Origin of the sequence: Streptomyces sp. NBC_01267 (assembly GCF_036241575.1) — a bacterium.
In the GTDB taxonomy this organism is placed as follows: domain Bacteria; phylum Actinomycetota; class Actinomycetes; order Streptomycetales; family Streptomycetaceae; genus Streptomyces.
Window position 1 is genome coordinate 4,036,084 of record NZ_CP108455.1, and the last position, 19,946, is coordinate 4,056,029.

At 70.1% G+C, this 19,946-nt stretch carries 17 protein-coding genes and 2 pseudogenes; 5 read left to right on the plus strand and 14 right to left on the minus strand.

The window, feature by feature from the left end; genetic code table 11:
* Positions 1-122: 122 nt before the first annotated feature.
* The gene (locus OG709_RS18560; protein WP_329167014.1) at positions 123-311 is read right to left on the minus strand and encodes a hypothetical protein; all 189 of its coding nucleotides are present in this window, start codon (positions 309-311) and stop codon (positions 123-125) included.
* 238 nt (positions 312-549) lie between these two features.
* Positions 550-1,983 carry a recombinase family protein gene (locus OG709_RS18565; protein ID WP_329167016.1) on the minus strand — a complete coding sequence of 478 codons (1,434 nt, stop codon included), beginning with the start codon at positions 1,981-1,983 and terminating at the stop codon, positions 550-552.
* A gap of 29 nt (positions 1,984-2,012) precedes the next feature.
* Between OG709_RS18565 and OG709_RS18570 the strand changes: the two are divergent.
* Positions 2,013-2,693, plus strand: a pseudogene (locus tag OG709_RS18570) (LLM class flavin-dependent oxidoreductase); the annotation flags it as partial.
* Between the two features lie 28 nt (positions 2,694-2,721).
* Here the strand turns inward: OG709_RS18570 and OG709_RS18575 are convergent.
* The 5 genes and pseudogenes from OG709_RS18575 to OG709_RS18595 form a co-directional block, all read right to left on the minus strand.
* On the minus strand, positions 2,722-3,264 hold the full coding sequence (locus OG709_RS18575; protein ID WP_329167018.1) for an RNA 2'-phosphotransferase: 543 nt from the start codon (positions 3,262-3,264) through the stop codon (positions 2,722-2,724).
* A gap of 135 nt (positions 3,265-3,399) precedes the next feature.
* On the minus strand, positions 3,400-4,353 hold the full coding sequence (locus OG709_RS18580; RefSeq protein WP_329167020.1) for a MerR family transcriptional regulator: 954 nt from the start codon (positions 4,351-4,353) through the stop codon (positions 3,400-3,402).
* A 56-nt stretch (positions 4,354-4,409) separates the two neighbouring features.
* A pseudogene (locus OG709_RS18585) lies at positions 4,410-5,356 on the minus strand (metal-dependent hydrolase).
* Positions 5,338-7,104 carry an SDR family oxidoreductase gene (locus OG709_RS18590; protein WP_266641792.1) on the minus strand — a complete coding sequence of 589 codons (1,767 nt, stop codon included), beginning with the start codon at positions 7,102-7,104 and terminating at the stop codon, positions 5,338-5,340. Before OG709_RS18590 ends, OG709_RS18585 begins: the two are co-directional and overlap by 19 nt.
* The gene (locus OG709_RS18595; RefSeq protein ID WP_250302293.1) at positions 7,101-8,021 is read right to left on the minus strand and encodes a M24 family metallopeptidase; all 921 of its coding nucleotides are present in this window, start codon (positions 8,019-8,021) and stop codon (positions 7,101-7,103) included. Before OG709_RS18595 ends, OG709_RS18590 begins: the two co-directional genes overlap by 4 nt.
* A 263-nt stretch (positions 8,022-8,284) precedes the next feature.
* Here OG709_RS18595 and OG709_RS18600 point away from each other — a divergent pair, with 263 nt between their 5' ends.
* The 4 genes from OG709_RS18600 to OG709_RS18615 are packed head-to-tail and all read left to right on the plus strand — an operon-like array spanning position 8,285 to position 11,839.
* Positions 8,285-9,316 (plus strand): ABC transporter ATP-binding protein, encoded by a 1,032-nt coding sequence (locus tag OG709_RS18600; protein WP_250302292.1) that lies wholly within the window; start codon positions 8,285-8,287, stop codon positions 9,314-9,316.
* Positions 9,313-10,194, plus strand: a complete 882-nt coding sequence (locus OG709_RS18605; RefSeq protein ID WP_326694404.1) for an ABC transporter permease — start codon at positions 9,313-9,315, stop codon at positions 10,192-10,194. The genes OG709_RS18600 and OG709_RS18605 overlap by 4 nt, the downstream gene beginning before the upstream one ends.
* On the plus strand, positions 10,191-11,102 hold the full coding sequence (locus tag OG709_RS18610; RefSeq protein ID WP_250302290.1) for an ABC transporter ATP-binding protein: 912 nt from the start codon (positions 10,191-10,193) through the stop codon (positions 11,100-11,102). The genes OG709_RS18605 and OG709_RS18610 overlap by 4 nt, the downstream gene beginning before the upstream one ends.
* 17 nt (positions 11,103-11,119) lie before the next feature.
* Positions 11,120-11,839 carry an ABC transporter permease gene (locus tag OG709_RS18615; RefSeq protein WP_250302289.1) on the plus strand — a complete coding sequence of 240 codons (720 nt, stop codon included), beginning with the start codon at positions 11,120-11,122 and terminating at the stop codon, positions 11,837-11,839.
* A 78-nt stretch (positions 11,840-11,917) separates the two neighbouring features.
* On the opposite strand, the gene OG709_RS18620 is transcribed toward OG709_RS18615, so the two are convergent.
* The 7 genes from OG709_RS18620 to efeB form a co-directional block, all read right to left on the minus strand.
* On the minus strand, positions 11,918-12,361 hold the full coding sequence (locus OG709_RS18620) for a hypothetical protein (protein WP_250302288.1): 444 nt from the start codon (positions 12,359-12,361) through the stop codon (positions 11,918-11,920).
* A gap of 180 nt (positions 12,362-12,541) precedes the next feature.
* Positions 12,542-13,801, minus strand: coding sequence for a CynX/NimT family MFS transporter (locus tag OG709_RS18625; protein WP_329167029.1), 1,260 nt, complete (start codon positions 13,799-13,801; stop codon positions 12,542-12,544).
* A 65-nt stretch (positions 13,802-13,866) separates the two neighbouring features.
* Positions 13,867-14,541: a FadR/GntR family transcriptional regulator gene (locus OG709_RS18630; RefSeq protein ID WP_329167031.1), complete on the minus strand. Its 675-nt coding sequence runs from the start codon at positions 14,539-14,541 to the stop codon at positions 13,867-13,869.
* Between the two features lie 334 nt (positions 14,542-14,875).
* Entirely contained in the window at positions 14,876-15,694 is an 819-nt protein-coding gene (locus tag OG709_RS18635; protein ID WP_250302285.1) for an HAD family hydrolase, read from the minus strand.
* A 49-nt stretch (positions 15,695-15,743) separates the two neighbouring features.
* A complete protein-coding gene (serS, locus tag OG709_RS18640) occupies positions 15,744-17,018 on the minus strand; it encodes a serine--tRNA ligase (protein WP_250302284.1) in 1,275 nt (424 codons plus the stop codon).
* A 671-nt stretch (positions 17,019-17,689) separates the two neighbouring features.
* A complete protein-coding gene (pheA, locus tag OG709_RS18645; protein ID WP_250302283.1) occupies positions 17,690-18,625 on the minus strand; it encodes a prephenate dehydratase in 936 nt (311 codons plus the stop codon).
* Between the two features lie 61 nt (positions 18,626-18,686).
* Positions 18,687-19,946 carry an iron uptake transporter deferrochelatase/peroxidase subunit gene (efeB, locus tag OG709_RS18650; protein ID WP_266641786.1) on the minus strand — a complete coding sequence of 420 codons (1,260 nt, stop codon included), beginning with the start codon at positions 19,944-19,946 and terminating at the stop codon, positions 18,687-18,689.

A 19,946-nucleotide genomic window follows, 5' to 3' on the forward strand; every position in this document is an offset into this window, starting at 1 on the left:
CCTTGTCTCGGGCCGATACGGACTGGCAGGTCCCGGCGCCGGGTAGATCGTTTTGGGCGGTCGTCTTGGGAGTCGCTGCGGCCTTGGTGCTCCAACACCGGGGCCGCTTCTCTGTGTGGGCTTCAGGCAGCCTTCTCGTACCGCGATCCGGTCAGCAGGTCGGCCAGTCGCGCCGCACTGTGCGGACTGATCGTCGTGGTGAATCCGGCGCAGACGCGCCGCAGGGCCTGGGCCCGGGCTTCCTCCTGTCGTGCGGCTCGGGTCGTCATGGGGGCGGTCGGTGCTGTGCTCGCCTCGGGCAGCATGCGCACGGGCAGCTCCTTGCGGACGGTGCGGGGATGGCAGTCCCCGCACTGCATGAGGTCGTCGGGCGGTCGGTTGCATCGCGCTGCTTCCAGGCACTCCAACGCCTGGGGGCCGCGCGTGCCGCGCTCACGGACGACTGGCAGGTCGTCCGCACGTGACGCCCTCAGTTTCTGGAGAATCGCCGGTTGGGCTAACCGGCGTTCTCGTGCATAATGCGCCCCCGCCCGAGCCCGTTCCCGACCCTCAGAGCTGGTTCTGCTCGATGTCGATGCGGTCCCAGTCGAAGACTCCGCTCGGCTTGCTCGACGCGTCGATGATCACCCCGGAGAACAGGAAGCGCAGTACCGCGTTGCGCCGCTCGTCCGTCATCTCGTCGGCCTCCCAGGCAACTCGGGCCCCTGGCCCTGTCAGCCCGGTCAGCAGCTTCACCGGGCGTATGACCATCCGCCGCTGTGCCTTGGCGATCCGGTCGGTGATCTCCTTGCGCATCGCCCGGTACTCCGCCGTGGAGATCTCCTTGGCTGTCCACATCTGATTGAGTTCGGTGAGCTGCTCCTGGTCCGCCTCCACCGCCTCCGTCAGGGAGTTCGGTGGCGTGGCCGAAGCAAGCTTTCCGGAGACGGCGAGCCGTCCCAGCAGGTCGATCGCGGCCTCGGTGACGAATTCCTCCAGCTTCACGGCGGCGACGCGGCGAACGCACTTCTTCTCGTCGTTACGGCTCTTGCGCGTGCACAGGTACGAGGGCACCGCCCCGACCTTGGTGCCGGACATGAGGGTGCCGCAGCGCTTGCACATGACCAGGCCACGCAGCAGGTAGAAGCGGCGCAGTTCCAGGTTGGTCTGGTGGATCGCGGACCGGTACTCGCGGCGGGCGCGGACCTCGGCCCAGGTGCCGGCGTCGATGATGGCGGGCCACTTCCCGGCACCGACCTCTTCGCCCTGGTGCATGCGGATGCCGGCGACGTGGCGGGAGTCGAGCAGCGCCCGGACGGTGCCCTGGGTCCACTCCTTGCCGTACACGGTCTTGATACCGCGCTTGTGGAGTACCAGGGCGATGGCGACCGGGCTCTGGCCCTTGAGGTAGCGGTCGAAGACCTCGCGGACGATCTCGGCCTCGTCCTCCCTGACGGTCATGCCGTCGGGCTCGTACCCGAACCGCCGCTTGCCCGAGTGCGGCATGCCGGTCTCGGCGCGCTCCGCGAGTGCGGACTTCAGGCGGCGGGAGGTGTCGTCGGAGGAGCGGCAGGCGTGGGCGACCTCGATGCGGAGGATGAAGCGGTCGTCGGGGTCGGAGAGGTTCCGGCGGTTCGCCTCTCCGTGCAGCACGATCGCGTGCTCGTCGGAGACCTGGAGCAGTTCCTCCAGGTCGCGCGGCTGCCGCATGAGCCGGTCGGGGTGGTACGCGATGATGTGCCGGAACTCGCGGCGCCGGGCGTGTTCGAGGAGCTGGTCCCAGCCGGGCCGCTTGCGGTTGCGGCGCCAGGCGGAGCGGCTGTTGTCGACGAAGACGTGGGCGGGGTCGATGACCAGTCCGCGCCGCTCGGCGATCTCCCGGCAGATACGCTCCTGCCGGTCGACGCCGGTCTGGTCGTCATCGTCGGCCTGGGATATTCGGCAGTACAGGGCGGCCGGTTCACCTGGGGTGATGGTCGGCTCTCGGTGTTTGGGGCGGGGCATGGCACCGATGGTATGAGCGCGGGTTGGGCTCGCCGAACTTCCGGCACCCGGTGACGCTCGCCAAGGACCTGATCGCGCTGGACGATGTCTCCGGCGGCCGGATCACCCTGGGTATCGGCGCCGGGGGCAGCGGGTTCGACGCGACGGCGCTGGGCCAGGAACCGTGGACCCCGCGGGAGCGGGCCGACCGCTTCGGGGAGTTCGTACCGCTGCTCGACCGGCTGCTGACCGAGGGTTCGGTGTCCCACCGGGGCACGTACTACTCCGCCGACGAGGTCCGTAATCTGCCCGGCTGTGTGCAGGGGCCGAGGCTCCCGTTCGCCGTCGCCGCCACCGGTCCGCGCGGAATGCGGATCGCCGCGGGACACGGGCAGGCCTGGGTGACGACGGGCGACCCGAAGATCTTCGAGACCGGCACCTCCGAGGAGTCGGTCGAAGCCGTCCGGGGCCAGATCGGCAAGCTCGCCGCCGCCTGTGACGAGATCGGCAGGGACGCCGCAGGTGTCGAGAAGATCCTGCTCACCGGCTTCACTCCGGACGAGGGCCGTCCGATGGAGTCCCTCGACGCCTTCGTCGACTTCGCGGGCAGGTACGCGGCACTCGGTATCGACGAGATCGTGATCCACGCACCGATTCCCGGAACGATCTTCGCCGCCGACGAGAAGGTCTTCGAGCGGATCGCGACCGAGGCGCCGAAGCAGCTGAGCTGAGCCGGACCGGGTCGGGCGGCGGATCCGGTCAGCCCCGGAGGCGCAGGAACTCCGGCGGCACCCGGTCGGTGAGCCATACCCCGTTGGCACTGACCTGGAAGACGTGGCCGGCGCCGTGCATGGCCCCGGCATCCACGCTCAGCACCACCGGGCGTCCCCGCCTGGCGCCCACCCGGGTCGCCGTCCCGCGGTCCGCCGAGAGATGGACGTGGTGGCGGTTCATCGGGCGCAGGCCCTCGGCGCGGATCGCGTCGAGGCTGCGGGCGACCGTCCCGTGGTAGAGGTACGCGGGCGGCTCGGCCGCCGGCAGGCCGAGATCGACCTCGACGGTGTGCCCCTGGTTGGCCCGGATCCGCGCGCCTTCGACGGTGAAGCGCTGCTTGTCGTCGACCGCGACGACATGGTCCAGCTCGGCCCGGGTGAATCGGAGTCCGTGCGCCGCAGCCGCGCGGAGCAGCGTGTCGACCTCCACCCAGCCGTGCTCGTCGAGAGTGATGCCGATGCGCTCGGGCTGGTGCCGCAGATGTCTGGAGAGGTACTTCGACACCTTCACGGTGTGTCTGTCGTTCATTCGACAAGGGTGCGAGCGGAGCGCACCGGCGTGCATCCGAATTACCTTCTGCGCCCGCCGAGTTAGGCATGATCCACAGGCAAGGGGGTTTATCCACAGGGAATTTGACGGATCTGTGGACAAGGTGGGTGTGGTTTACGGCTTTTGCCCGACCTGCCCGTCTTCGGGCTGGGGATAAGTCAGAGCGTCCAACGTCCGTGCCTGGAGCTCCCGTTCGGTGGCCGCAGTGATGAAAGCGGCCGTGTTCTCCCGGCCCGCCAGCTTCTCCACCGCACGGATCGTGGCTGCCGGGAGCGCTACGGCCGTCCGGCCTTCCGGATGCACGGGCGGGCCGTCCGGTTCCAGGTGCTGCTGGAGATGGCGGGTGGCGAACAGCCGCATGGCCCGCGCCAGTTCGGCGTCGACGCTCTGCTGTGCCAGCGGTCGCAGCCGCCGTACGAGCGAGGCGGCCTCCGCCACCTGCGCCTCGTCGGGCGGCGGGTGCCCCAGGTACCGGGCGAAGACATGCTCCGTCGTGAACTCCAGGAACCGGGACGCGATGTGTTCGACCTGTCCGCGCAGCTCCCGCAGATGAACGGAGATGGCCTTCAGCGGTACACCGGCCGCGTGCAGTTCCACCGCTACGTCCAGCTCCTGCGGGCTCGGTACCAGGAACTCGTCGTCGCGGCCCGGGATCGGCTCCAGCACGCCCAGCGCCACCGCGTCGGCCACGGCCCCGTCGTCGCGGACCCCGCCGAACTTCCCGACCAGTTCCGCCCGGGAGATCCGGTCCGCCTCCTCGTCGGTCCAGCCTCCGCTGACCTCGGCGACGAGACCGAGCACACCGCCGAGCCCCCGGCCCGCGTCCCACGCCTCCAGCAGCTCCTTGATGGAGGCCAGGGTGTAGCCCCGGTCGAGCAGATCAGCGATCTGCCGCAGCCGTGCGACATGGCTGTCCCCGTACACGTTGGACCGGCCGCGCCGCTGCGGCTTGGGCAGCAGACCCCGGTCCTGGTAGGCGCGGATCGTACGGACCGTGGCGCCGCTGTGGTGCGCCAGGTCCTCGATCCGGTACTCGGGTTCCGCCGCCCCTTTTCTCTGCCCGGACACGCTCTCTCCCTCCACGCCCGCGCCCCTGGTGCCCGTCGCACCGTGGGGCGGCGGGACTACGACAAGGCCGCCCGCCCGATCGCACCCGCTGCCGCACGGGCGGCGGGCGAGGTCGCGAGGTATTCGACCGCCTTGCTCAGCGAGCCCTCCTGGGAGGGATGGTACGACCGCCGGAAGTAGCGGGGTATCGCCGAGCCCAGCTCGCCCCAGGTGGGCAGCAGCCCTTTGGCGACTGCTCTGTTGTGCCCGCGCAGCGAGTAGCGCAGCCTCCCCGCCAGCCGGGGGTCGTGGCGTACCAGATACGAGGCGCCCCACGCCCACAGCCACAGCAGCACCGGAGTGACCACGGCCATGCCCTCGATCCTGCGGGCGTACCGGGGCAGCCCTTCGCCGCCGCAGTGCAGTCGAAGGCCACGGCCCGGTGCTCGACCTCCTCCGCGCCGTGCCAGCGCAGCAGATCGAGCATCACCGCGTCGGACCCGGCCGTGTCGAGGGCGTCGGCGTGCAGCACCCAATTACCGAGGACTGCGGTGAACTGCTCGATCGCGGCGATCAGGGACAGCCGGAAGCGCAGCCATTCCCGCTCCGGTACCGGCACACCGAACGGCGGCTGCTCGCCGAGGAGTTTCTCGAAGAGGAAGTCGACGTGCCGGGTGTATGCCGCGGTGTCGAGCCGCTGGGCGGCGAGGTGGTCCAGGACATGGGAGTGCTGCACGCTGTGGGTGGCCTCCTGGCCCATGAACCCCTTGACGTCCTTGAGCAGTTCCGGATCGGCGACCAGGGGCAGGGCCTCCTTGAAGACCTTCACGAACCACCGCTCGCCCGCCGGGAGCAGCAGATGCAGCACATTGATCACATGGGTGGCGGTGGGCTCGTCCGGTATCCAGTGCAGCGGGGTGGCGGCCCAGTCGAAGGAGACCCGGCGCGGGGTGATCGCGTACGGCGCGTCGGTCCCGGTGTGCTGCTCGGTGTGCTTCCCGGTGCTCACAGCGGTGGCTCCCATCGCGCGACCGCCCGCAAGGACTTCGGTGCGAACCGTGACATGAAGAGGGCGCCGCGTGCCTCGGGTGTCACCGGAACCACCGCCCGGTTGTGCACCACCGCGGACAGGATCGCCTCCGCCACCTTCTCCGGCGGGTAGTTGCGCAGTCCGTACAGCCGGGACGACTTCTTCTGCTTGCGCCTCTCCTCGTCCGGAGAGACCCCGGCGAAGCGCGCGGTGGAGGTGATGCCGGTGTTCACGATGCCGGGGCAGATCGCACTGACGCCGATGTCCTGCCCGGCCAGCTCCGCGCGCAGGCACTCGCTCAGCATCAGCACCGCCGCCTTGGACGTGGCGTACGCGGGCAGCGCCTTCGACGGCTGGAAGGCGGCGGCCGAAGCGGTGTTGACGATGTGGCCGCCCTGACCGCGCGCGGCCATCTGCCTGCCGAAGAGCCGGCAGCCGTGGATGACCCCCCACAGATTGACGTCGAGGACCTGCTTCCAGTCCTCGCTCGTGGTGTCGAGGAACGGCCCCGAGAAGCCGATGCCCGCGTTGTTGACCAGGACGTCCACCGTGCCGTACTCGGCGGCCACCTTCGCGGCGAGCTTCTCCATCGCCTGTTCGTCGCTGACGTCCACGGCCTCGCCCCAGGCCTCGGGAGAGCCGATGAGCCGGGCCATCTCCGCGGTACGGGCCGCTCCTTCCGCATCCCGGTCGACGGCCACGATCCGGGCCCCCGACTCGGCGAACGCGAACGCGGTGGCCCGCCCGATGCCACTCGCCGCGCCCGTCACCAGCACGAGCTGCCCGCCGAAGCGCTCGGCGTGCGGCCCGGTGGCCACGGCGCGCGGAGTGGCGGCCGGGTTCTCGTGCGCCGTGACGAACTCGCCGATCCAGGCGGCCAGCTGATCCGGCCGGGTGCGCGGCACCCAGTGCTTGGCGGGCAGCGTACGGCGCGTCAACTGCGGAGCCCAGTGCTCCAGGTCGTCGTAGAGCCGCTCGGAGAGGAAGGCGTCCCCGGTCGGCGTGATCAGCTGGACGGGCGCGTGCGCGTACGCGTCGGCGCGCGGTCTGCGCAGCCGGGGGCGGACGTTGTCGCGGTAGAGCCAGGCGCCGTGCGCGGCGTCCGAGGGCAGCGAGTCCGTCGGGTAGTCGCCCGGGGGCACTTTCTCCACCCGCTCAAGGATCTTCGGCCAGCGTCTGCCGAGCGGTCCGCGCCAGGCCAGCTCCGGCAGCACCGGGGTGTGCAGCATGTACACGTACCAGGACTTGGCTCCCTGGCCGACCAGTTGGGCGGCTCTGCGGGGGGTGGGCCGGGACATCCGCTTCTTGATCCAGAGCCCGAAGTGGTCCAGCGAAGGCCCGGACATCGAGGTGAAGGAGGCGATCCGGCCCTCGGTGCGCGGGACGGTCACGAACTCCCAGGACTGCACGGATCCCCAGTCGTGGCCGACGAGATGCACCGGCCGGCCAGGGCTCACCGCGTCGGCGACGGCCAGGAAGTCGTCGGTCAGCTTCTCCAGCGTGAAGCCGCCGCGCAGCGGAACCGGTGCCGTGGACCTGCCGTGGCCCCGGACGTCGTACAGCACCACATGGAAGCGCGCGGCCAGCCGCGCCGCGACCTCGGTCCACACCTCCTTGCTGTCCGGATAGCCGTGCACCAGCAGGACCGTCGGCCGGTCCGGGTCGCCCAGTTCGGCGACGCACAGCTCGATCCCGCCGGTGCGCACCCAGCGCTCACGCGCTCCTTCGATCCCTGCGCTCACGCGGCCCTCTCCTCTGCCCAGCGCCGCACATGCGGCAGATCGTCGTCCAGCCAGAAGGCGCTCTGCTCGGGGTCGGCCGAGTCGGTGACGACCAGGATCTCCTCGAACTTGGCGCCGGTTCCCCGGAATCCGAGGTGTGGTTCGACCGCCCACAGTCCGGGCCGGGGCGGGTGGTCGGAGAAGCGGTACGGGCTCCACAGCGGTGACCAGCCGTCCCGGTGGCCATGCAGCGCGTCGCTCGCCAGCCCCTTCAGCGACCGGGTACCGAAGCCGAAGACATGGGGCGACCAGCGGCGCTCCCTGACCTGCCCGACCTTGTGCGCGATCACGCCGAAGGGGTAGGCGCGGTGCCGGTTCGCGTATCCCTGGCGGACCATCAGCCGGTCGACGTCCTGGTAGATCGTGCGCAGCGTGCGCCGCTCACGCACCTCGCGCAGGATCAGCTCGCGGTGGGCCGCCAGATCGGCGAGCAGCCGGTCGTGCACGGGGTTGAGGCCCAGGCAGCCCGAGTAGCCGATGTCCGCGGTGAAACCCCGGAAGACCGGGGCCATGTCGAGGATGAACGGCATACCGGCCTCCAGCCGCCGGTTCGTCGGGAAGAACTGCAACGGCACCTTGAAACCCGTGAAAGCCGTCCGGTCCCCGAACCAGGCGAAGGGCAGATGGAACCAGTCCCGCACACCCCGCCGGTACAGCCACTCGCGCTGCATCCGCGCTGCCTCGCGCTCGGTCACACCCGGTCTGAGCTGGGCGGCGACCGCCTCCGCACAGGCGTACGCAAGGGTCTGGACCTCCCGGAACCCTTGCAGTTGCGCGGACCGTGCCCGCCGCGCGGCGGCACTCCCCACCGGACCGCCCACCGATGTCCCCACCGGCTTCCTGCCCGGATTCCCCGCTGACTTCACCGCTGAGGCCATGCCACCCGTCCGTCCCGTCCTGTGTGCGGTACGTGCTCGTAACTTGACACTGATGAATGTGACAATGCCCGGCGGCTACGTCAAGAGCCCCGCGCAGCCTGTGGACAACCGGACCGTCCGGCGCCGCGCGCACCGGGCTCTTCCGCCCGGACCGGGGCGGGTCCGAACGGACGACCGTAGCTCTCTCGTACCGGGCCCCTACGGGTCCTGTACGCCTGGAGTCGGACAGGGATCCAGCCGTCTGGGGTGACGCCGGACATGACATGCGCCACTACCTTCGGAATGTGACTGTGATCGCGACCGAAAGCCTGAGCAAGCGGTTCCCGAGGGTGACCGCACTTGACCGGCTCTCCTTGGACATCGGACCCGGTGTGACCGGCCTGGTGGGCGCCAACGGAGCCGGCAAGTCCACGTTGATCAAGATCCTGTTGGGGCTGTCCCCCGCCACGGAAGGCCGGGCCGCCGTGCTCGGACTCGATGTCGCCACCAGCGGCGCCGAGATCCGTGAGCGCGTCGGATACATGCCCGAACACGACTGCCTGCCGCCCGACGTCTCGGCCACCGAGTTCGTCGTCCACATGGCGCGCATGTCCGGACTGCCGCTCACCGCGGCACGCGAGCGCACCGCGGACACGCTGCGCCACGTCGGCCTGTACGAGGAGCGCTACCGACCCATCGGCGGCTACTCGACCGGGATGAAACAGCGGGTGAAGCTGGCCCAGGCGCTGGTCCACGACCCGCAGTTGGTGCTCCTCGACGAGCCGACCAACGGCCTGGACCCGGTCGGCCGCGACGAGATGCTCGCGCTGATCCGCCGGGTCCACACGGACTTCGGCATCTCGGTCCTGGTCACGTCACACCTCCTCGGTGAACTGGAACGCACCTGCGACCACGTCGTCGTCATCGACGGCGGCACGCTGCTCCGCTCCAGCTCCACCAGCGACTTCACCCAGACCACCGCGACGCTGGCGGTCGAGGTCACGGACACCGACACGCACCCGGACGGTACGCAGGTGCTGCGCGAGACGCTGGCCGCCGCGGGAGTGACCCTGCACGAGGGCGTCGAGGAGGGACTGCCGGGCGCCGGTCACATCCTGCTGGTCGAAGCGTCCGGCGAGGAGACCTACGACCTGGTGCGCGACACGGTCGCCGACCTGGGCCTGGGGCTCGTACGGATGGAACAGCGCCGCCACCACATCGCCGAGGTCTTCCACACCGACCGTTCGCAAGCCACCGACCACTCCCCGCCCGCGCAGCAACAGGGACAGCAGAAGCAGGAGGTGCAGGCGCGATGAGTACCGAGACCACCCAGATCCACAACATCGGATACCGGAAGTACGACGGCCAGCGCCTGGGCCGTGCCTACGCCCGCCGCTCCCTCTTCTCGCAGTCCCTGCGCGGGTCCTACGGGCTGGGCCGTTCGGCCAAGTCCAAGGTGCTGCCGATGATCCTCTTCGGCGTGATGTGCGTGCCCGCCGCGATCATCGTGGCGGTCGCCGTGGCGACCAAGGCGAAGGCCCTGCCGCTGGACTACACGCAGTACGCGATCGTCACCCAGGCGATCATCGGCCTGTACCTCGCCGCGCAGGCCCCGCAGTCCGTCTCCCGCGACCTGCGGTTCAAGTCCATCCCGCTCTACTTCTCGCGGCCCATCGAACGCGTCGACTACGTCCTCGCCAAGTACGCCGCGATGGCCTCGGCCCTCTTCGCACTGACCGCGACGCCGATCGTGATCCTCTACATCGGCGGGCTCCTCGCCAAACTCGACTTCGCCGACCAGACCAAGGGGTTCGGCCAGGGACTGGTCTCGGTGGCGCTCCTCTCACTGCTCTTCTCCGGCATCGCCCTGGTCGTCGCCGCGCTCACCCCGCGCCGTGGCTTCGGCGTCGCGGCCGTCATCGCCGTACTGACCATCACCTACGGCGCGGTCTCCACCGTCCAGGCCATCGCCTTCTCCCAGGGTGCGACCGGAGCGGTCAGCTGGCTCGGCCTGTTCTCCCCGATCACCCTGATCGGCGGCGTACAGACCGCCTTCCTCGGCGCCACCTCCGACTTCCCCGGGGAAGTGGGCCCGGGAGCCGGTGTCGGTGTGGTCTATCTGCTCGTCGTTCTCGCGCTCATCGCCGGCTCGTACGCCGTCCTGATGCGCCGCTACCGGAAGGTCGGGCTGTGACCACGATCAACATCGACCACACCTCGCGCTGGTTCGGCAACGTGGTGGCGGTCAACGACATCACCATGACGGTCGGCCCCGGCGTCACCGGCCTCCTCGGCCCCAACGGCGCGGGCAAGTCCACCCTCATCAACATGATGGGCGGCTTCCTCGCCCCCTCCACGGGCGCGGTCACCCTCGACGGCGAGACGATCTGGCAGAACGAGACCGTCTACCGGAAGATCGGCATCGTGCCCGAACGGGAGGCGATGTACGACTTCCTCACGGGCCGTGAGTTCGTCGTCGCCAACGCCGAACTCCACGGACTGAACGAGCGCGCCGCACAACAGGCCCTCGCCACGGTCGAGATGGAGCAGGCACAGGACCGCAAGATCGCGACGTACAGCAAGGGCATGCGCCAGCGCGTGAAGATGGCGTCCGCCCTGGTCCACGACCCCAGCGTGCTGCTCCTCGACGAGCCCTTCAACGGCATGGACCCGCGCCAGCGCATGCAGCTGATGGATCTGCTGCGGCGGATGGGCGCGGAGGGCCGCACGGTGCTGTTCTCCTCGCACATCCTGGAGGAGGTCGAGCAACTCGCCTCGCACATCGAGGTGATCGTGGCGGGACGGCATGCCGCCTCCGGCGACTTCCGCAAGATCCGCCGGCTGATGACGGACCGTCCGCACCGCTACCTCGTACGGTCCAGCGACGACCGGGTACTGGCCGCCGCACTGATCGCCGACCCGTCCACCGCCGGGATCGAGGTGGACGTCACGGAGGGCGCGCTGCGCATCCAGGCGGTCGACTTCGGCCGCTTCACGGAGCTGCTGCCGCGCGTGGCCCGTGAGCACGGCATCCGGCTCCTCACCGTCTCGCCCTCGGACGAGTCCCTGGAATCGGTCTTCTCGTACCTCGTAGCGGCCTGAAAGGAGCTGTGACGTCCATGTACAACCCCACAGTCGCCCGGCTCACCTACCGGGCCCTGCTCGGCCGCCGCCGAGCCGCGATTCTGTTCATCCTGCCCGCGCTGCTGATCGTGATCTCCGTAGCGGTACGCGGCTTCAGCGGCGCCGACGACGGGGTCGCCACCGATGTGCTCGGCGGCTTCGCCATGGCCACGATGGTGCCGCTGATCGGTGTCATCGCCGGTACGGGAGCGATCGGCCCGGAGATCGACGACGGCTCGATCGTCTATCTGCTCGCCAAGCCGGTGAAGCGGCCCACGATCATCTTCACGAAACTCATCGTCGCGATCGCCGTGACGATGGCGTTCTCCGCGATCCCGACGTTCATCGCGGGCATGATCCTCAACGGCAACGGCCACCAGATCGCGATCGCCTACACGGTCGCCGCACTGGTCGCGTCCATCGCGTACGCCGCGGTCTTCCTGCTCCTCGGCACGATCACCCGGCACGCGGTCGTCGCCGGACTGGTCTACGCCCTGGTCTGGGAGACCCTCTTCGGCAGCTTCGTCTCGGGGGCGCGCACGCTCAGCATCCAGCAGTGGTCGCTGTCCCTGGCCGAGAAGATCGGCGCACCGGGGGCCATCACGTCGGACGTCGGACTGCCGCTGTCGGTGGTGCTGCTGGTGGCGGTCACCGTCCTGGCCACCTGGTACGCGGGACAGAAACTGCGCAGGCTGACGCTCGCCGGCGACGAGTGAGACACCAGGAGTACGACGACGGCGGGGCCGGGGCATCAGCTCCGGCCCCGCCGTCGTGCGGTGCCCTTGCTCAGAGGGTCAGCGCCGCCGGCTGCCACGCCGCTGACGGGGAACCGGTGGCAGCGCCCGCTTGATCTCCGCGACGTCCTGGATGACGTCGGAGAGACGGACGCTCATCGCGCCGAGGACCCGGTTGGTGGCGTCGAGCCGCCGGTCCATCGCCTCCAGCCGGTGCGACATGCGGGTCAGCACCGGCCCCAGCTCCCGCAGCACGGGCCCGACCTCGCCCATCGCGGACTCCAGATCGGTGACGCGGCGGTCGATCCCGTCGTACCGAGGATCGAACACGGCCACCGCGGGACGGGACTCCTCGGCGTCGAGAAGGTACGTGCGGACGCGACGGGCGACCTCGCTGTCACGCAGCAGCATGGCGATGTTGAGGACGGTCCTGCGGGTGTAGAGACGCAGGTGCGCACGCCCCTGTGGATAACTTTCCGGGGCACCGTCCTTTGAACTGGTCAAAATGACCAGTTCAAAGGAGTGCAGGTCAGGGCCTTTCAGAGTGGTCAGCCCGTTGGTCTGCAGCTCTTCGCGGTGCCGCCTGACGATGCTGTGGACGGCGTCTGTGGATACCGCGAAGTACCGCGCCACGTCCTCCGTACGGAGATGAATCCCGTCCGGCAACTTCCGCGCAGCTCCCGGCTAGACCTTCCGGTCGCGGGCCGCGAACAGGCCCACCACCAGGGCCGCCGCGCACACCCCCAGCACCAGCGAGATCGGCAGCGTCCAGTCGCCCGTCGCCTGGTACACCGCGCCCGCCGTCAGCGGACCGGCCGCCGCGAGCAGGTAGCCCACCGTCTGTGCCATTCCGGACAGCCGGGCCGCCGTCTGTGCATCACCCGAACGCAGCACGATCATGGTCAGGGCCAGTCCCACCCCGCCGCCCTGGCCGATGCCGAGAACCGCCGACCACAGCCAGGCGCCGGACACCGGGGCGATCATCAGGCCCGCGTAGCCGACGGCCACCATCGAGGTGACCAGCGCGACCAGCGGGCGCTGGCTGCGCATACGGCCCGCCAGCAGGGGGACGCCGAACGCGCCCGCGACCTGGATCAGATTGTTGAACGCGAAGATCGCTCCGGCCGTCGACCGGCTCATCCCGTGATCCGTGAAGATCGTCGGCATCCAGGCGATGAGGACGTACGTCCACACCGACTGGAGCCCCATGAACAGCGTGACCTGCCAGGCCAGCGCGGAGCGCCAGACGCTCCGGGGCGGCCCGGCCGGGGCGACGCGTACCTCGAGACCCGTACGGCCGCGGGCGATCAGTACCTGCGGCAGCCAGGCCACCGCGGCGACCGCCGCCAGCAGGGACCAGAAGGCGAGCGACGCCTGCCAGCTGTTCCCGAACGCCTTCTCCAGCGGTACCGAGGCGGCGGCGCAGAGCGTGGCCCCGGCGATCATCGCGCCCGTGTACACGGACGTCATCGACGCCGCCCGGTCCGGGAAGTCCCGCTTGATCAGCCCCGGCATCAACACGTTGAGCAGGGCTATCGCGGTACCGGCCAGCACTCCGCCGCCGTACAGCGCGAACACCGACGGCAGTACCCGGACCAGAATGCCGATGCCGAGCAGGACGAGCGCGCACAACAGCACCACCTCGGTACCGAAGCGGCGGGCCAGCCAGGGGGCGATCGCCGCGCCCACCCCGAGGAACAGCACAGGCACCGAGGTCACCAGGCTCGACGCCGTCGACGAGAGGCCGAACGTGGAGCTGATCTCGCTGACCAGGGGCGACACGCTGGCCAGCGCCGCCCGCATGTTGAGCGAGGCGAGCACGATGCCGACGAGCAGGACCACGGGGTGGGCGAGCAGCGCGCGCCGTGCGGCGATCCCCTCGGCGGACGGCCGGACGTCGGCCTCCGCGTCGGGGAGCAACTGGTCCGAATCCGGGCGTGACAAAACAGGCCCCTTTCTGAAGAGCGACAGGAGGAGAGCGGGGGAGGCGGCGGGAGAAGGGAGCGGTGTCAGCGCGCGAGCAGCGCGCTGACCGCGTCGATCGGCTCCTGGAGGAGCGCGCGCGCGACCCGGTCGGCCGCCTGCGGATCGCCGCTCTCGATGGCGTCGACCAGCGCCCGGTGTGTTCCCAGGTCGATCGGCGGCATCTCGCCGTCCCCGATCGCGGTGCTCAGCACCTCGTGGACCTGGGTGGCGAAGAAGCGGTAGACCTCGGTGAACATCGGGTTGTGGGTGGCTTCGACCACGGCCAGATGGAACTCCAGATCCGCGGCGGCGGCCCGGTCGCCCTGCTCGCCCAGGGCGGTCAGCGCGCCCCGCAGCCGGGCCAGATCGTCCGCGTCCCGCCGCACCGAGGCCAGCCGCGCCGCTTCCGCCTCCAGCCCGACCCGCAGCTCCAGGACGTCGAGCACGCCCGCGTGCCGCAGGGTGCGCAGCACGGCGGACGGGTCGGCCGTCGAGCGTACGAAGGTGCCGTTGCCCTGGCGGGACTCCAGCAGTCCGGCGTGCACCAGCACCCGTACCGCCTCGCGGACGGTGTTGCGCCCGACACCGAGCTGCTCGGCGAGATCGTGCTCGGTGGGGATGCGGTCGCCGACCCCCCACTCGCCGTCGGCCAGCTGGGTCCGCAGCTGTTCGACGACCGTGTCCACCAGGGAGTGCCGTCCCGCTGCTTGCAGTGCCATGCCGACTCACATCCAACCGTTACCGATTCACCCCATTGCCCAGTCATCCTACAACTGCATGCGCGCCATTTTCGTACAGCAGTCGAACGGAAAACCAGTAGCGGTGAACTCCCGGTCCGGGCACAGTGGTTGGGCTGGGCGGTACGGCGCTCAGCACACCACAGGGCCGGGAGAGGAGCGGGGCCAGGACCGAGAGATCGAGTCCGCCCGGCTCCCAGCGGGGCGGTTCGGGTCGGGCACCGGAGTGTTCACATCACCCTCCGACGTGCCACCCGGACAGTCGCCCGGGGCGGGTCCGTGCCCATCGCACGGTCCCGCCTTCCCGGCGACGCGTTCAGATCCGAGGCCCCTGGAGGAGCCGCTCCAGCACCACGGCGATGCCGTCGTCCTCGTTCGAGGACGTGACCTCGTGCGCCACGCTCTTCAGCGAGTCGTGCGCATTGGCCATGGCCACACCCCGCGCGGCCCACCCGAACATCGGGATGTCGTTCGGCATGTCCCCGAACGCGATCGTGTCCGCGGCGGTGAGCTTCAGCCGCCGCGCCGCCAGTGACAGGCCCGTCGCCTTGTTCAGCCCCAGCGGCAGGATCTCCACCACGCCAGGGCCGGCCATCACCACGTCCACGAGGTTTCCGACCACCTGCCGCGCGGTCTGTGCGAGGGCGTCGTCGCTCAGTTCCGGGTGCTGTATGTAGACCTTGTTCAGCGGCTGCGACCACAGCTCGGCGGGGTCCTCGAACGGCACCACGGGCAGCGGGCCGTCGTGCGGGCGGAAGTCCGCGCTCACCAGCACCTCGCCGTCCAGGCCGTCCCGGCTCACGGCCAGGGCCAGCGGTCCGGTCCCGGCCTCGATCTTGGCGATCGCGAGCGCGGCCAGCCGACGGTCCAGGGTCACCGACGTGAGCAGCCGGCCCTCGCCCGCGTGGTAGATCTGCGCCCCCTGTGCGCACACCGCGAGCCCCTGGTAGCCCAGGTCGTCGAGGACGTGCCGGGTCCACGGCGCGGCCCGGCCGGTGACGACGATGTGCGCCGCACCCGCCGCGGTGACCGCGGCGAGTGCGTCACGGGTGCGCTCCGAGACCGACCCGTCCTCGCGCAGCAGTGTGCCGTCGAGGTCGGTCGCGACCAGCTTGTAGGGCAGGGCAGATTTCACGTGGGCAGAGGCTCCAGACGTCTTCGCCGGGCGGTCCTGGACCGCGGTCCTACTTGACGGGGTCGAGGGTCTCCCGGCCACCGAGGTACGGACGCAGCACCGGCGGCACCCGGACCGAGCCGTCGGCGAGCTGGTGGTTCTCCAGGATCGCCACGATCGTGCGCGGTACGGCGCAGAGCGTGCCGTTGAGCGTCGAGAGCGGCTGGACCTTCTTGCCCTCGCGCATCCGGACCGACAGGCGGCGCGCCTGGAATCCGTCGCAGTTCGACGCCGAGGTCAGCTCGCGGTACTTGCCCTGGGTCGGGATCCACGCCTCGCAGTCGAACTTCCGGGATGCCGAGGCCCCCAGGTCACCGGTGGCCACATCGATCACCTGGAAGGGCAGTTCGAGGCCGGTCAGCCACTGCTTCTCCCACTCCAGGAGCCGCTGGTGCTCGGCCGCCGCGTCGTCGGGGTGGACGTACGAGAACATCTCGACCTTGTTGAACTGGTGCACCCGGAAGATGCCCCGGGTGTCCTTGCCGTACGTACCGGCCTCGCGGCGGTAGCAGGGCGAGTAGCCCGCGTACCGCAGCGGGAGCTGGTCGGCCTCGATGATCTCGTCCATGTGGTACCCGGCCAGCGGGACCTCGGAGGTGCCGACCAGGTAGTAGTCGTCCTTCTCCAGGTGGTAGACGTTCTCGGCGGCCTGGCCGAGGAAGCCGGTGCCCTCCATGGCGCGCGGGCGGACCAGCGCGGGCGTCAGCATCGGGATGAACCCGGCCTCGGTGGCCTGGGCGATCGCGGCGTTGATCAGCGCCAGTTCGAGCAGCGCGCCGACGCCCGTCATGTAGTAGAAGCGCGAGCCCGAGACCTTCGCGCCGCGTTCGGTGTCGATGGCGTGCAGCAGTTCGCCGAGCTCCAGGTGGTCCTTGGGCTCGAAACCCTCGGCCGCGAAGTCGCGGATCGTGCCGTGCGTCTCCAGGACGGTGAAGTCCTCCTCGCCGCCGACCGGTACGTCGGGGTGCACGAGGTTGCCCAACTGGAGCAGGAGGCGCCTGGTCTCCTCGTCGGCCTCGTTCTGCTCGGCGTCGGCCGCCTTGACGGCTGCGGCGAGCTGGCCCGTCTTCTTGAGCAGCTCGGCCTTCTCGTCACCCGACGCCTTGGGGATCAGCTTGCCGAGCGATTTCTGCTCGGAGCGCAGTTCGTCGAAGCGGAGCCCGGACGACCTGCGCCGTTCGTCGGCGGAGAGCAGGGCGTCGACGAGGGCGACGTCCTCTCCACGGGCGCGCTGGGAGGCGCGAACACGGTCGGGGTCCTCACGGAGCAGGCGAAGGTCAATCACCCCACCAGGCTACCGGTGCCCGCTTCCGGCGCTCGACTCGTTATCCATTCACGCGGCACTTTGTCCGAATTGATGCGCTATCTATGGAATGGTGGAGCATGGCGGGGGGAAAGCGTGCGGCGGTTTCGGGATCCCTTTTCACCGGGTGCTCGCAGGAGGTCAATGGCGGTGCGGAAATTCCCCGGAATGGGGCATTCCATTCGCGACCGTTGACCCACCTCCCTTGTGGGGAGCGGGACTTGGGATCCCTTGTCCACAGGAATCCACAGCTCCGGAATGTTATCCACAGGCTGTGTGGGAGATCTGTGGATCACGGGCGAGACCGTTCCGAAAGCCTCATGAGGGGCGAAGGGTTCCCCCTTAAACCCACTCCACGCACTCATTCGGGTGGGAATTGCTCGCTCTAAAGAGTTGATCAACGGAATTGAGCTGACAGCGCCCCACCTGGCGCCCTGTGGACGGAAGTGTCGTCGCTAGGGTGATTTGTCGACCATGTCGCCCAGCACTGTCGACTTGTCCCCAGGTCGAGAGGCCGCCTGTGGATAACTCTGCCGGAGTGTGGAAATCCGGAGGTACGACCAGCGGCGGCAGCGCGGCCCGTCCGCGGGAACGGTCCGCCCGCGCGGAGACCCGCCCGGTCCCCCGCCCGGAACCGCCGGTCTCCGACCGTCTCAGACCCGGCCGTCCTCGCTGCGCGCCAGCCAGTCCGAAGCCGCCACGAACTCCGGGTCCGACGTCCCCGGCCGCAGCGCCCGGACCGCCCCCGGCGCGACACCGGCCCGCGGGTACGAACCCAGGAACCGCACCTCCGGGCAGCTCCGCTTCAGCCCCATCAGGGCCTCGCCCACCCGCCGGTCCGAGATGTGGCCCTCGGCGTCGATGGCGAAGCAGTAGTTGCCGATCCCCTCACCCGTCGGCCGCGACTGGAGCAGCATCAGGTTGACCCCGCGCACCGCGAACTCCTGGAGGATTTCGAGCAGTGCACCCGGGTGGTCCTCGCGCTGCCAGACGACCACCGACGTCTTGTCCGCACCGGTCGGTGACGCGGGCCGGGCGGGACGTCCCACCAGGACGAAGCGCGTCTCGGCGTTCTGCGCGTCGTGGATCTCGGTGATCAGCGGTTCGAGCCCGTAGGTGGCCGCGGCGAACTCCCCGGCGAAGGCCGCGTCGAAGCGCCCCTCCTGAACGAGCCGAGCGCCGTCCGCGTTGGAGGCGGCCGACTCCCACAGCGCTTCGGGGAGATTGGCCCGCAGCCAGTTGCGTACCTGCGGCTGGGCGACCGGATGGCCGGTCACCGTCTTCACCTCGGCCAGTGTCGTCCCCGGCCGGACCAGCAGCGCGAAGGCGATCGGCAGCAGCACCTCGCGGTAGATCATCAGCGGCTCGCCGCCCGCCAGTTCGTCGAGGGTCGCGGTGACACCGCCCTCGACCGAGTTCTCGATCGGTACGAGTGCGGCGGCGGCCTCCCCGGTCCGTACCGCGTCGAGGGCGGCCGGTACGGACACCATCGGGACGAGCTCGCGGGTGGCGGCCTCGGGGAGCGTACGCAGGGCCGCCTCGGTGAACGTGCCCTCGGGACCCAGGTAGGTGAAGCGCGTGGCTGACATACGGTCACCCTAATGGCCCGAACGCCCGGGGGGCCGGGCGTCCACCGAGGACGGCCCGCGCTCAGTGGCCTTCGACGAGACGCTGGCCCACGTACTCCCCGGGCCCGGGGCTCGCGGGCACGGCGAAGAGCCCGCTCGCCTCGTGCCGGATGAACGGCGACAGCGCGTCACCGCGGTCCAGCTTCCGCTGCACCGGCACGAAGCCGCGCATCGGGTCGGCCTGCCAGCAGACGAAGAGCAGCCCGGCGTCCGGTGTACCGTCCGCGCCGATCCCGTCGTGGTACGAGAAGGTGCGCCGCAACAGCGCGGCGCCGCCGTTCTGTTCGGGAGCCGAGATCCGGGCATGGGCGTTGTCGGGGATGACGAACTTGCCGTCCGGCCCGGCCTTGTCCAGGTCCATCGTGGTCGTCTCGGTGCCACCGGTCAGCGGGGCGCCGTCCTTCTTGCGCCGCCCGATGACCTTCTCCTGCTTGGCGACCGTGAGCTTCTCCCAGTCGTCGAGGAGCATCCTGATGCGGCGTACGACGGCGTACGAGCCGCCCGCCATCCACTCGGGCTGTGCGCCCGCGCCCTTGCCGTCGCCGTCCGGCACGAAGATGCGCTGGTCGAAGTCGCTCTCGGAGGGTTTCGGGTTGCCCGTCCCGTCGATCTGGCCCATCAGGTTGCGCGTGGTCATGGGGGACGCGGTGGCTCCGGGCGAACGGTTGAAGCCGTTCATCTGCCAGCGCACGCGGGCGGCCGATCCCGCCTCGTTCTGCAGGGAGCGCAGGGCGTGGAAGGCGACGAGCGGGTCGTTCGCGCCGATCTGCACCCAGAGGTCACCGTTGCTGCGCCTGGCGTCCAGCTGGTCGGACGAGAAGTCGGGCAGCGGGTCGAGCCGGCCGGGGCGCTGCGCGGTGAGACCGGTGCGGTCGAAGAAGGACCGCCCGAAGCCGAAGGTGACGGTCAGGGACGAGGGGCCCGCGTCGAGCGCGATTCCGGTGTCGTCGCCGACCGGTTCGCCCGCCATCAGCCGCTGTGCGCTCGCCGACCAGCGGCGCAGCAGCGCGGCGGCCCCGGCGCGGCCCGCACCCGCTGCCAGGTCGAAGGCGATCAGATACCCGGTGGACTGTGCCGGGGTGGTGATGCCCGCCTGGTGCCGGGTGCGTCCGGCACCGGCATGGAAGGCGACCTCGGTGGAGCCGACCGTCGTCAGCGCGGTGGCCGGGTCCGCCGAGGTGGCGGCGTACGCGGCGGCGCCGCCCGCGCCCCCCACCACGAGTCCGCCCGCGCCCACGGCGCCCGCGGTTCCCAGCAGCCGCCTCCTGGAGATGTCGTTCAT